Consider the following 12,911-nt stretch of genomic DNA (forward strand, 5'->3'; position numbering starts at 1 on the left):
TTAGACTTCTTTGGCGGCCTCCCCCGAGGCCTAAACGATGCCCGGACCTTGGTCTCCTCTGCCAGGTCCCGGTTGTCCTGCGTCCCATATTTCGTGCCCATCAACATGTGGGGAGGAAGTTTCCCAAACCGCTCCACATAACCCAGAAGATGCTCCGCCAGAAACTGCTCCTCCGCAAAAGCTTCATTGGCAAAATAATCCAAAAACAGGAATCCTCCCACATGGACCAGCGCCCCTTTGCTCCCAAACTCAACTTTCTACCCCACTTTCCCTCGCTTGATCGGCCTCACATAGGGCCGATGAAAACTCACTATCCGCTCTTTAACCCGGTTCACTTTCCTCTTATACATCTCCCGCTGTTGATGGGAAATCTTCTCAGCCACCTCTAGCCGGTCCATGATCTTTTGCTTAACCCTCTGCCCCTTGGCTCTTGCAACCTCTATCGCCTCCTGGAGCTGCTTGATGTTCCGCCGCACATACTGCAGCATCTGCTTCTTGGCTTTCTGGAACACCTTCTTCGTCTTTGTCCTCTTCCTGGAAAAATTCAAATACTCTTTCCGGGCCCTCCGAGAGTAAGTGCGATGCTTCTCGCCAATGGCTTTCCCCAAGCTCTTAATGTTTCGTATTAACCATTCCCGCACATCATTCAGCAAACCCACATCATTGGGATACTTCATCTCCTCCGGAAACACCGTCGCATACACCAGCATCCCTCTGGCCTTGATGATCCTCCGCTCAATCAAAACCTTATACGTCTTCTTCTCCAGTTCCTTGAAAAACTCAAGCCCCAGCTGCTCCCTCATCTTCGTCAGCGTGCTTGAGTCGAGGAACTCTTGGGTTACGAATTGCTCAAGTCCGCAGAAAGCCTGCATTTACGGATTCCCCAACAGCTCCTCCAACACAGCTTCATTCGAGAGACCCGTCATGTGCTTCAGGAGCAATAAACCAATCACTAGTTGACAATCGCTGGCAGGACGCCCTAACTCAGAAAAATGTCTCGCATACTCCTCCTCCAGCTCCTCCCAAGGGATAAGTTCTACTATCCGCAACCAGCGGTTCCGCTCATTCAATCTCCCACCAAAAGGAAAGAGATCCGGAAAAAGAGATATGGTTTTATGATCTTTACTTCGGGTCTGCTGAAAAATAGCTTTTTGCTTTTCTCGACTGATGACCCGTTATCATTTCCTTCTATCATCTTATCTTAATCTCCGCTCCAGTCGAATTCGTTTCTTATGTTCTCCTCAACGCCGTCTTCAAATTCATCGCCAGGAGGCTCGCCCGGACCCAGACTTCTGACATTTCCTCGCTCTTGTACCGCACTCGCCCTAATCCGTAATGCTCTTTCCCATTCCCCAACGCTCCCTCGATCCGATTCCTTTCCTTCTGCTTCTTCCGATACCAAGGATCTTTCGCCTGTTCTTTCGCGTTCCGGCCCAAGGGTTTAAAGGAGGGCCTAACTCTCAGTTCCTCCAAATCGGCACGGTTGGCGCGCGTCCCATACTTCCTGTCAGCTACAAAAAACGGCGGGAGCTTCCCGAAGCGCTCCGCATAGGCCGCCACATGATCGACGGCGTACTCCGATTCGTTGAACGCCTCATGCTTCCAGTGATCCATAAACAAAAACCCGTCCACATGCACGAGCGCCCCCTTCGCCCCAAACTCCGTCTCCTTCGCCTGCTTCCCCGTCTTCACCAGCCTCACATACGGCCGGTACAAACTCACAATCCGGTTCGCAATGCGCTTGGTCTTGGTCTTATACATCTCCCACTGCTGGCCGAAAATCTCCTTCGCCACCCGATACCGGACACAGATCGCTTTCCCCACATCTTGCGCTTTCTCAAGAACTTGCCCCAGCTGTTTCAGGTTCCTTCTCACGTACTGCAACATCGCCTTCTTCGCCTTGGCGATGACCTTTTTCGTCTTCCTCTTGTTCTTCGCAAACTTCAAGTACTCCTGTTCCGCCTTCCGCCGCCGCGTCCGCATCCTCCCGCCCAGCTTCCGGATCGTCCGCACCAGCCACCGCCGCACATCGTTCAGCAACCCCACATCCGTCGGATATTTTATCTCTTCCGGAAACACCGTCGCGTCCACCAGCATCCCTCTTGCCCTGATGATCCCCCGCTCGATCAAGACCGAATATGTCTTCTTCTCCAACTCCTTGAAAAACTTCAGCCCCAGGCGCTTCCGCACCCGCGCCAGCGTACTCGGGTCAAGCGTCTCCTCGGTGGCCATCGAATGAAAACCGCAGAACGCCTGCATGTACGGATTCTCCAGCACTTCGGCCACAATCTCCCGGTCGCTGAGCTTCGTCATATGCTTGAGCAAAAGAAGCCCCAGCACCAACTGCGCGTCTTTGGCTGGACGACCGGCATCGGAAAAATATTTGCCATACTCGGCCTCGAGCTCCTCCCAAGGAATGAGCGCCGCGATCCGCAGCCAGCGGTTTCCTTCGTCCAAACTCCCACCAAACGGAAAAAGCTCGGGAAATAGGGCTTGGGTCTTACGGTCTTTGGGTCGATACATGTTGCTGAGGTCCTTCGGAAAGTGCACGCTTTTTGGGGGGTCGCACAGGAAAAACGTGCATTTGAGCCATGAAAGATATCTACCGTATATCATGAATCTATCGTGAAATCAAGACCTTACGGAGAGTTTAGCACTTTTTCAGCAGACCCTACTTCGATACATGGGGATAATCTCCGATAGAAAGAGCAAGGTTTTTGGTGAAAAATCTTGCATTTTGATTCTTAAATTCTGATACGATATATTATATCATTATGATAAACTCTACAAGATATTGCGCTAAATTGAATTTTTCAGTAGACGCTGGAATAGGCGTTAAAAAATTTTCTTGACAAAATAAAAAAAATAATTTATGTTACCCGTTAAAAGAAAAAAATGTTATTATTATTTAATATAATTACCCAAAAGGGGTAACAAAATGGAAAGCGAATTTGATATCGCTAATTACTCAAGCTATATTCGTAAACTTCTGAATTTAGGATTTACTGAAAGGGAAGCAAAAATATATTTAACTTTATTAACTAATAGGATGGCTACTGCGATTGACCTACAAGGAAAAGTCGGTGTTCATAGAACTAAGGTTTATGAAGTCTTACAAAATATGATAAACCGAGGAATTTGTATTGAGAAAAGGGTTGGAAGAACCAGAATTTTTGAGGCCGTGGATCCTAAAATAGCGTTTGAAATGTTAATAGAAAATTATCGAAACGAACTTAAGAGAAAAGAAAGAATCGCTGAAGAACTTACCCAAGTTTGTATGAATTATTTTAATGAAAGCAAAGAGATTCATAACCCCTTAGGTTTTATAGAGATCTTAAAAAATAGGGTCCAAATTCATAAGATGTATGTTAGCGTTGTTGAATCTACAAAGAAGGAGTTATTGACATTTAATAAGGGGCCTTACGCTTGCGATAATCCTCAGAGGCTTAAGGAACAGCAAATCGCTGAGGTAAAACTAATTAATAGAGGTGGTATATGTAAAAATATATACGAGAAATCGGAATTTCAGAACCTCCAATGGCTCGTTGAATACATAAAAGAACAAAAACAGGCGGGTCAGTTGGCGAGGATGGTTGATTTTTTACCGATCAAGATGGTCATATCTGATGGTGAAAAAGTCATGCTTCCCCTGGAGGAGGAAAGTGGCCAATCGGGAGAATTAGTGATGTGTGTGATCAAACATAAGGCTTTCGGCAGCGCCTGCAAAATGCTATTTGATTATTTATGGGAAAAGACAAAAGAGATCAACTGCCGACTTTAAAAAGATAGTGAAGCGTGCAGGAATAGGGCTATAAAAGAATGTTCAAAATAAAGCAATTTTTTTATCCAGTTCTTTTTTATTTGTTTCTTTTGAGCTTAATTTCATGTTCCAGCTCTGGATTAAATCCTTTGGAAGCTCAATCTATTATAGTTAAAGAAGGCAAAAAGAGTGTTTCCGAGCTTTTATCAGAATATCAATCAATCATAACCAAGGAACCGGCGAATCCTTTAGGGTATGTGCTTGCAGCGAATATCTATTTCAGAGAAGAATCCAAGGCTCTATTTGAAAAGGCGATTAAGTTGTCACCTAATTATGCTCCTGCCCATATTGGCCTAGCTAGATATTTCATGCGTTATGATCATAAGGATGAAGCTTTTGAAGAATACAAAATAGCTCTATCTTTGGCGCCAAAAAATAAAAGCCTTCGCAAGGAAGCGATACTTGCGGCTGTGGGATCATCAAAGATTAAAGAGGCAGAAACAATTGCTGGAAAGGACTCAAATTTGAGGCAAGAGATTATTCACGCACTGGTTGACGAAGGATTAATTGATCAAGCAGAAGAACTTATGCTCACTTATGGCTTTAATAAGCAGGAGGGTGCCGCCTTTCTTTATCTCAAAGGCCGAATATTGCTTGCTAAAGGAGAGAAGGCGGGAAATCAAGAGCTAATTGATCAAGGGACCAATCTTTACTTAGATTCGTGGCGAAAGGATCCTGCCCCTCTATACCATTATAAGTATGTTTTTCCGCGGAGGTCCTTGATACAACTCCTTAGTAAAGCTCGGCGATATTCAGAATTAGAAAATGTTTTAACAAAGGGCTTGGAAATATACCCCAAAGAGTTTTCTCTTTATCCTGAACTATGGAAAATAGCTTTTTCTGAATCCAAGAATAATTATCAATCTATTCGGAATGCAGTCTTAATCGAAGTACAATCTCTTTTGAAAAATTATCCCCCCAGCCCATCTGTCTATGATGCAGCTCTCCAAGGATATAGAATGGCCGATGCACCCGAGGAGGTGGAGAAAATTCGAAATCTTCTCCTTTCAGATTTTCCTTTTTCTTTCCAAGCTCAGCAAATCAGGCAATCCTTGGTCATTCAAGAGAAGAATCTGGAGAAAAGGATGATTCTTTATGAGGAATTTATTCAAGATTTTCCCAATTGGCCATACGCCTACCAGGGCTATTTTAGGACTGCAGTTGAGCTTAACGTTTCAAACGAAAGTCTTCTAAAAATAGCCGAAGAATTCTTAGTAAAAGATAAAGGGGATCATTCTCTTCAGGCTGTAGCTGAAGCTTTTTTGGACAGGAAAAGCTATTTAGATCGAGTAGAAAAATGGATTGCCGCGTCGGGGAAAAACCCTGATCTAATTGAAAATGCTTGGGACGTGAGGATTCTCAATTTAAAGGCTAAATTATTTCTCCTCCAGGGGAAACCAAATGAGGCAGAGAAAATTCTACTTCGTTTGATGAATCTTGAGATACCTGGTCTGAGTAATGTGGATAAAGGAACAACTAAGTTTTATTTGGCTGAAGTCTATGAGGCAAAGAAAAAATCCCTTGAGGCTCTCGGTCTCTGCGCCGAGGCTTATGCACAGAGTCAACGTTATCTTGTTAAAGCCGGCGATAATTTCCGTAGACTTTATCGCCAGATATATGGAACAACGAAGGGGATGGAACAATACCTGGAGAGCAAAGAAAAAATTTATCAATCAGAAGAAAAAGTGGGGGGCATAGGGATTGAACGAGGAACAAGAATTGATGAACCAGCTCCTGATTTCGAGCTGAGGAGCGTCGAAGGGAAAATGGTAAAGCTTTCTTCTTTCAGCGGAAAAGTGGTCGTTCTTAATTTCTGGGCTACTTGGTGTGGTCCCTGTAATTTGGAGCTCCCCCATCTTCAAAAGCTCTATGAAGGAATAAAACACTCAAATTATGCAACTATTCTGACAATTAATACAGACGAAAATCGAGCTCTTGTAGAACCTTTTTTGCGGAAAAATAATTATAGTTTTCCGGTTTTATATGATGATGGTTATAGAACCCGCTTTAAGGTTAGAGGTATCCCCACTACGTTTATCATAGATCCATCAGGACGAATAAGAGTGCGAATGGTGGGTTTTAATCCCAATGAACCTCTTGTTCCCTATTTAGAGGAGCTTATTGAAAAATTCAGAATTCATAAATAGCAGGGAGGTTGCGGATGAGCGGATGAAAGGATAAAATATTTTTCTAAATTACTGATTAATTAATTAAGATAAAAGAAGGGAGGTTAAAAATGAAGAAAATAGGTTTAAGTATTGTGATTCTAGTTACTATGTTGCTTTCGATTTTGAATTCTTTGCAATCGCAAAGATTGACGGGGGCAATTAAAGGCGAGGTGCAAGATATGGAAGGGAACCCATTGCCGGGTGCAACCGTTACCGTCGAAAGTCCTCAATTCTTGGGAAAGAGATCTTATGTTACATCAAATGGAGGATTATTCTTTATCCCCAATCTTACTCCGGGCGAATATATAGTGGCGGTTGAAATTCCCGGGTTTCGTCCAGTAAAGAGAACTGGGATAATTGTCCACGCCGATATGGTCGTGTCGATTACAATTAAAACAGAAATGAGCGAAATTAAAGAGGAAATAGTCATTACTGCGCCTTCTCCCGTGGTTGATGTCGAATCCTCAAGGGTCGGCACGAGGCTCGAATCATCGAAATTGGAACGTATCCCCATTAATCGAAATTTATTTAGCATCGTAGAGATGGCAGCAGGAGTGGTCGGGGAGAGCGACACCTCCGATACTTCATCTGTTATGGGATCTACAGTAAGGTCAAATGTATATGCAGTTGACGGGGTTATGATTAATGATCCTATAACTTTTTCTAGGCTGACAAAAGTAAACTTAGAAAACATTGAAGAAGTTGAAATTATTACCGGCGCCAAGCCAGCGGAAGTCGGCTTTGCCAGCGGAGGTTACGTTAATATCGTAAGCCGAACAGGAGGCAATAAATATACTGGGAGTGTTTTTCTCCAATATACAGGAGAGAATTTAAGAAAAAATTTGATTCCAGATGAACAAGTCTTGGCGGTAGGTGGAAATCCACCAACTTATGACAAGCATAATGTTGATATCTCTCTTAATTTTGGGGGACCGATAATTAAAGATAAATTATCATTTTTCCTTAACCTGAGGCGATACGAAGTTCTCAAAACCGGCGGTTTTGTTCCTTTTACTGACCCCCTGGGGAAGTATCATGACGTCTACGACTATCTGGCGCAAGACCGTTATGGGAGTCTTAAATTAAGTTGGCAAGTTGTTCCGAAGTTAAAAATTACAAGTCTATTTGATTTTACTCAAGAATATAAGCCGATTGGAGTGCCGCCATACTACACGAGACCGAAAATTTCAACTTATAGAATTGATAACGACAGGGGGATAACCTTTTCTAATATTATCGAATGGGTCATTAACAAGGATACTTTTGTAGAGGCCAAGGCCGGCCTTTCCTATCGCAATACTCCCTACCTACTTCAAAAAGAAGCAGAAGACTTACCATTTTATACAGATGCAGCGACAAACTACTGGTTCGGTTCTTACACTATTTCTCAAGACTACATACGGTCTAGACTTAACCCTAGTCTTAATTTCACTACCTTCAAAGAAGATTTTCTGGGTGCAGATCACGAGATCAAAGCTGGGTTTGATTATGAACATGCCTATCAGCGCACGGATTGGTGGAAAAAAAATCCGTTACTTTGGTACTATTATAATGGAGATCCTCATCGCTATGTCACCACAAATCCCATTATGGGTTATATAGCGGCTTATGTGACTGGGCAAGAACAAGGGTCGAATGTGGGCAAAGATGATCTTTGGAGGATTGCTTTTTATTTACGCGATAACTTAACAGTTGCCAAAAGGCTCACTTTCAACTTAGGTGTTCGGTACGATGAATCTCATGCTTATAAACCGGAAATGGTAAAGAAAGGGGTGACCGCTCAGCTCCCTCTCGAAAGTCCGGGTTTGTTAAATACGCTGGTTCCTGATTTGTTTTCACCTGACGATTTGAAAGTTCCTGCTGTGAAAAATTTAATTGTCTGGAAAGATTTCTCTCCAAGAATAGGTCTCACTTATGATTTGTTTGGCACCAAGAAAACAGCTTTAAAAGCGTCATTCTCTCGATATGTAGAGTACCTTACGCTCACTTCCATAAATTACCTTAATCCTTTTGGAACAAAGTCGGTTGCTTTCTACTGGTATGACTATAATAAAAATAATAAGCTTGACCTTCCGCCTATCGACAGCTATACGATAGTGAGTAAGCCGGTAATCGAACCGGACGTGGCAGGGTGGCAAAAAAAAGTTAGCAAAAATCTGAAAGCGCCCTATACAAATGAATATATTGTTGGAATTCAACATGAGTTAGCGAAGGATTTCAGTATAGGGCTTGCTTATGTATATAAGGATGCGAAGAGAATTGTAGAAGATGTCGATATAGTCAACCCTCTGGATGGAGACATGTGGATACCATATACCGTAAGGGAGCCAGGATGGGACAAAGAATTCGGCACCGCTGATGATAAAGATATTACGGTTTATATGTTGGCTAAAGAAAAGGCTGGTGTCCCTTATAAGCAACTCCAGAATGTGCCTCAGGCGAAGAGAAAATATCAGGGGCTTGAGTTCACATTCAATAAAAGGATGTCTGATAATTGGCAATTAGGAGGATCAGTAGTTTATTCAAAACTTTATGGAAATTATTTTGGAGGTGGAGCATCGCCTGTTGGCTATATGAGTTATTATGATAGCCCTAACGACCTTGTTAATAAAGAGAATTCAAGACTTGATTTTGATCGACCTCTTGTGATCAAAATGTATGGAACCTTCAAGCTTCCCTGGGAGTTTTATATCTCTGGCTATTACTCTCATTATGATGGCATCCCGCTTGCCCGAATGCTATATGTATATTTTCCTACTAAATATCAAGGCTATACACCTTACTATGTGAATGCGAGTGTACATGCTGAAAGACAAGGCTTCCACAGATATCCTGGTACTGATAACCTTGATTTGAGGGTGGAAAAAGAACTTAATCTGGAGAAAATAGGTCTATACGGAAGGTTAAAAGCAAGCGTTGATATTTTCAATGTCATGGGCAATACAGATGATAGCGTTTCTTATAGCCCTTCGGGTTATCTTTATGCTGATGGAAGTTTTGCGGTACTTCCGACCTATGGCAAGGTTTACGGGTTTTATGGAACAAGATCGTTCCTCTTCAACCTGAGATATTCGTTCTAATTGACGACCTCTATCTGGCTGAAAGAACTGAAAAGGCCCTTCCTTAAGGAAGGGCCTTTTCTATATTTATGGCTTTTTGAAAAAGGGGAAAAAAATGAAACGAATTATAGTTTTAATTCCTTTTACTATATTCAGTTTTTCAATCTTTTGTCCTGCGCAGGAGGACTCGCCTCGAGAGGCCTATTATAAATTTATCAAGACAAGAGATGAATTGTTATCAAAGTATAAGATCAGTGAAGAAGCTGAAAGGAAAAGCTTTAACGAAGCCCTCAAAATCCCTCTTTCTGAATTAAAAGCCATCGCAGAAGGAGCCAACCTTTCAGAGCTAAGGGAAGATGATCTCTTTTACTGTGGGATTATTGCCGGCTTAACTTCTATTGGATCAAAATCGATTGAAGCTTTCAAACTTTACCTTGATAAATTTTCGAGAGGCATATTTGTTCCTATCGTTTATCGTGAATTGCTAAAGCGGCTTTCCATGATGGATTGTAGTGCCGAAGCAGAGGACTTATTACCTCGAATTCAGGCCGACAATCTTGATGCCTATTTTGAGTGCCTCAGCTATATTGCCTGGGCCAAACAAAGGCAAAATGATTTAGAGGGGGCCTTAGGGGTCTACAAAATTATGTTCGATGAAATAATCCGGCGAAGCGGATATGAGCCTCTGCCGAATTATCGTCTTGCCCGAAACCTTACTGCCATGGCCGAAATTATGAAGCAGATGGGAAAAGAAAATGAGGCGGTTGACATGTTTAAATCTGCATGGACAAAACTCTCGGCATTGCCGGAGCTTCAATCACACTTGGCAACCATAATTCAGGGGCTTCAAATTGTCGGCCAACAAGCTGCAGAAATAGCCATCGATAAGTGGATAAATGGCCAGGGAATCAAAATATCTGATGCAAAAGGTAAGGTAATACTTGTTGATTTTTGGGCAACGTGGTGTGGACCATGTATTGCGGCCTTTCCAGATCTCAAGGAGATAAGGGAGAAGTTCAACCGTAAAGATCTCATTTTGCTGGGACTGACAAAATATTATGGCCGCTATAAAAACTTTAGCAATTTAAATAAGGAAGAAGAAGCAAAAAAAATCGCTGAAGATTTTGTACCCGCGCATCCTATTACTTGGCCTTTGGGCATTGCTGAGGGTGATGGCCTTTTCCAAGATTTCGGTATAACCAGCTTGCCAACCGTTCTCCTTATTGATAAGCATGGCAAAATTCGTTTGAAGATTATCGGACATGATAAAGATAATAAAGAGAAATTAATGAACGCAATTAGGACCTTAATAGAGGAGAAATAAAGCTTGTCGCTTTTTTTTCAATACTTGATGACTCAGTACCTGGATATCCGTGTTGCAATATTGATGTTGTGCAGGCAAGATAAACATTATAGGAGTCTATTTATTTAGAAGTATTAATTTTTCAAGAAGGGGAATTCAATAAGTTTTGTTTAACAAAGGGAAAGGCTGCGATGAGAAAATTAGCGATGGTTATTTGTTTTGTATTAATAGGAACAGGAAATGTGGTTAGTAGCGAGATAAATAAAGATAATATTGTAAGCATTTCTATTTTTTGCCCTAAAAGCATATTAGTGCGGGGGGAGCTAAACCCGATAATCTTAGAAATAAAGATAAAGGCTCCTTATCATATCAATGCTAATCAGATCAGAGATGAGTATTATATTCCGACCAAGATAGTTTTTTCGGAAGAAAAGGGTTTAAAATTTAAAAATATAGAATTTCCTCAGCCCTCGTTAAAGAAATTCGATTTCGCTCAATCACCGTTGCCAGTATTTGAAGGAACTATCACTGTGAGCGCCAAAGTGGAAATTCCCACTTCCTTAAAAGAGCAGGTGCTAGTTATTTCGGGGAACTTAAGCTATCAGGCTTGTGATAACTTCTCTTGTTTAGCTCCTGTTGACTTAGGCTTTTGTCAAAAATTCAAGATAAAAAATAAAAAACGTGCATAATATCAAATTTATGCTAAAGAATTAAACAAACTGCATTAAGCCGGCGGCGTAATCTTCTTCGTCAATTCTGATAAGGAGAGATAGAAATTTCAGAGATGAGAAAAATATTTATCAAACATATTGGAATCATGAGCATAATGATCTTGAATCTAAATCTCTGGGCGATCCTTAAACCAGGCGATCGCTTCTCTCCCTTTATCCTCCGGGCGGCTGATGGTGCTGTTATTACTGTTACAATGGACGACGGCAAGCTCACAGTGCTTAGAGAAGAGGGGCACTCTGGAGGCAGCGTTTCGCGTGTGCATCCCAAGGCTCTGCTTTTAGATTTCTGGGCCACATGGTGCGTTCCCTGCAGGGTCGCTATGCCTCATCTGGATAGACTTTATCGCCAGTTGAGCTCCATTCGATCAGAGCGATTCGAAGGAGCAATAGAATTTCTTGGTATTGCTCTTGATCGACGAGGAAAAGACGCAATTCTTCCTTTCCTGGAAAAAGTTAAGGTTACTTATCCTCAACTTTCAGACCCAATTCTAAATCCCGACTCGGGTTTTCTTACGACTCCTCAGGATGTGGCCGCCGCTTATAAAGTGGAAGGAATCCCCGTAGTGTATATAATCGACCGATCTGGCTCGATCGTCCATAGCCATGTGGGCTTTAAACAGAGTCATATCTCTGACCTCCAAAAAACAATCAACTCATTGCTGGAAGAAAAAAAATGAAAAGCAAGCGCTGGCTTCCGTGGGGCTTTTTGATTCTGGGAGTATTGTTTCTCGGTCTTGGTCTCGTTTCCGGAGAATATGAATCCATTCTGGAGAAGGCCGTTACTGTCTGTCTCGAATGCATTGGCCTAGGCTGAATCCGTCGGTTCGGGGCTAAATCATGGAGCAAGAGAGAAAACGCCGTCTTTATCAACTGGCTGCAATCCTTGGGTTTAACGCCTATTTGCCGGCCTTTTTCAGAGCCGCCATATTCCGTGGTAGGATTAAAGGACTCTGTCTCCCTGGCCTCAATTGCTATTCCTGTCCTTCAGCCATAGGAGCCTGCCCCATTGGTTCATTTCAATATGCTCTGAGCTCAATTCGCTTTCATATCGAGACCGTGCAAAAGCAGTTTGGCTTCTACGTCCTTGGATTCCTGACGATTGTTGGCAGCCTGGCTGGCCGACTTCCCTGCGGCTGGCTCTGCCCCTTTGGCTTTATTCAGGAGCTGGTTCATAAAATTCCCTGTCGAAAACTGAAGCTGCCTCATTTTCTTACTTATTTTCGTTATCTGGTTTTAGCCTTTTTTGTCATCCTTCTTCCCTTGTTATTGGTAGATGAGTTTGGTTTCGGGCAGACCTGGTTCTGTAAGTGGATTTGCCCTGCTGGTACCTTGGAGGCTGGCGTTCCCGTGGTTCTCCTCAATCCGGATATACGCTCTCAAGTTGGTTTTCTTTTCTCCTGGAAGGTGGGAATTATGATACTTTTCCTTTTGTTGATGATTTTTTTCAGCCGACCTTTCTGCCGAACCGCCTGCCCCCTGGGAGCCATCTGGGGTCTTTTCAACCGGGCCAGCCTTTTCCGAATGGAGGTGGATGAGGAGAGTTGCGAAAGTTGTTTAGCTTGCCATCGGGTCTGTCCAGTGGAGATTATCCCTTTCTCTGAGCTTAATAGCCCCGATTGCATCCGTTGCCTTCGTTGTGTTGGGGTATGTCAATACGGTGCTCTGTCTTATTCTTTTCTTAAGGTGAAACCTAAGAAACCCATATTAGAAAATAGCCTTTGATTTTTTGCACTTAGGGTTCTGCTTTTCAGTTTGGGCCATAACAACTCTAGTTCGGGTTTGCTGAAAAATTCATAATCTCACAATAACTTATTGTTATTGCTGAAATTG

General features: G+C 42.6%; 10 protein-coding genes and 1 pseudogene. 8 read left to right on the top strand and 3 right to left on the bottom strand.

The window, feature by feature from the left end; all coding sequences use genetic code 11:
* From ACUVXA_RS07900 to ACUVXA_RS07910, 3 genes and pseudogenes are all read right to left on the bottom strand, one after another.
* Positions 1–203, bottom strand: a pseudogene (locus ACUVXA_RS07900) (IS5 family transposase); the annotation flags it as partial.
* A 54-nt stretch (positions 204–257) separates the two neighbouring features.
* A complete protein-coding gene (locus tag ACUVXA_RS07905; protein ID WP_445870705.1) occupies positions 258–872 on the bottom strand; it encodes a hypothetical protein in 615 nt (204 codons plus the stop codon).
* 358 nt (positions 873–1,230) lie between these two features.
* On the bottom strand, positions 1,231–2,523 hold the full coding sequence (locus ACUVXA_RS07910) for an IS5 family transposase (RefSeq protein WP_445870714.1): 1,293 nt from the start codon (positions 2,521–2,523) through the stop codon (positions 1,231–1,233).
* 415 nt (positions 2,524–2,938) lie between these two features.
* Between ACUVXA_RS07910 and ACUVXA_RS07915 the strand changes: the two genes are divergently transcribed.
* The 8 genes from ACUVXA_RS07915 to ACUVXA_RS07950 all read left to right on the top strand — a co-directional run bounded on the left by ACUVXA_RS07915 (position 2,939) and on the right by ACUVXA_RS07950 (position 12,803).
* Entirely contained in the window at positions 2,939–3,781 is an 843-nt protein-coding gene (locus ACUVXA_RS07915; RefSeq protein WP_445870706.1) for a TrmB family transcriptional regulator, read from the top strand.
* A 128-nt stretch (positions 3,782–3,909) separates the two neighbouring features.
* Positions 3,910–5,967 carry a redoxin domain-containing protein gene (locus ACUVXA_RS07920; protein ID WP_445870707.1) on the top strand — a complete coding sequence of 686 codons (2,058 nt, stop codon included), beginning with the start codon at positions 3,910–3,912 and terminating at the stop codon, positions 5,965–5,967.
* A gap of 89 nt (positions 5,968–6,056) precedes the next feature.
* The gene (locus ACUVXA_RS07925; protein WP_445870708.1) at positions 6,057–9,068 is read left to right on the top strand and encodes a TonB-dependent receptor domain-containing protein; all 3,012 of its coding nucleotides are present in this window, start codon (positions 6,057–6,059) and stop codon (positions 9,066–9,068) included.
* Positions 9,069–9,162: 94 nt separating this feature from the next.
* The gene (locus tag ACUVXA_RS07930; protein ID WP_445870709.1) at positions 9,163–10,371 is read left to right on the top strand and encodes a redoxin family protein; all 1,209 of its coding nucleotides are present in this window, start codon (positions 9,163–9,165) and stop codon (positions 10,369–10,371) included.
* Between the two features lie 170 nt (positions 10,372–10,541).
* Positions 10,542–11,039, top strand: a complete 498-nt coding sequence (locus ACUVXA_RS07935; protein WP_445870710.1) for a hypothetical protein — start codon at positions 10,542–10,544, stop codon at positions 11,037–11,039.
* 95 nt (positions 11,040–11,134) lie between these two features.
* Positions 11,135–11,758, top strand: a complete 624-nt coding sequence (locus ACUVXA_RS07940; RefSeq protein ID WP_445870711.1) for a TlpA family protein disulfide reductase — start codon at positions 11,135–11,137, stop codon at positions 11,756–11,758.
* Complete coding sequence (locus ACUVXA_RS07945) at positions 11,755–11,895, top strand: CD1871A family CXXC motif-containing protein (protein WP_445870712.1); 141 nt, start codon at positions 11,755–11,757, stop codon at positions 11,893–11,895. The genes ACUVXA_RS07940 and ACUVXA_RS07945 overlap by 4 nt, the downstream gene beginning before the upstream one ends.
* Before the next feature lie 23 nt (positions 11,896–11,918).
* On the top strand, positions 11,919–12,803 hold the full coding sequence (locus ACUVXA_RS07950; protein ID WP_445870713.1) for a 4Fe-4S binding protein: 885 nt from the start codon (positions 11,919–11,921) through the stop codon (positions 12,801–12,803).
* Positions 12,804–12,911 lie beyond the last annotated feature (108 nt).

The sequence above is a fragment of the Candidatus Jordarchaeum sp. genome (genome assembly GCF_052745115.1).

What these genes read in the sequence shown, in the direction of transcription:
- ACUVXA_RS07905 (WP_445870705.1), bottom strand. Translation starts at nt 872, where the DNA reads ATGCAGGCTTTCTGCGGACTTGAGCAATTCGTAACCCAAGAGTTCCTC.
- ACUVXA_RS07910 (WP_445870714.1), bottom strand. Translation starts at nt 2,523, where the DNA reads ATGTATCGACCCAAAGACCGTAAGACCCAAGCCCTATTTCCCGAGCTT.
- ACUVXA_RS07915 (WP_445870706.1), top strand. Translation starts at nt 2,939, where the DNA reads ATGGAAAGCGAATTTGATATCGCTAATTACTCAAGCTATATTCGTAAA.
- ACUVXA_RS07925 (WP_445870708.1), top strand. Translation starts at nt 6,057, where the DNA reads ATGAAGAAAATAGGTTTAAGTATTGTGATTCTAGTTACTATGTTGCTT.
- ACUVXA_RS07930 (WP_445870709.1), top strand. Translation starts at nt 9,163, where the DNA reads ATGAAACGAATTATAGTTTTAATTCCTTTTACTATATTCAGTTTTTCA.
- ACUVXA_RS07935 (WP_445870710.1), top strand. Translation starts at nt 10,542, where the DNA reads ATGAGAAAATTAGCGATGGTTATTTGTTTTGTATTAATAGGAACAGGA.
- ACUVXA_RS07940 (WP_445870711.1), top strand. Translation starts at nt 11,135, where the DNA reads ATGAGAAAAATATTTATCAAACATATTGGAATCATGAGCATAATGATC.
- ACUVXA_RS07945 (WP_445870712.1), top strand. Translation starts at nt 11,755, where the DNA reads ATGAAAAGCAAGCGCTGGCTTCCGTGGGGCTTTTTGATTCTGGGAGTA.
- ACUVXA_RS07950 (WP_445870713.1), top strand. Translation starts at nt 11,919, where the DNA reads ATGGAGCAAGAGAGAAAACGCCGTCTTTATCAACTGGCTGCAATCCTT.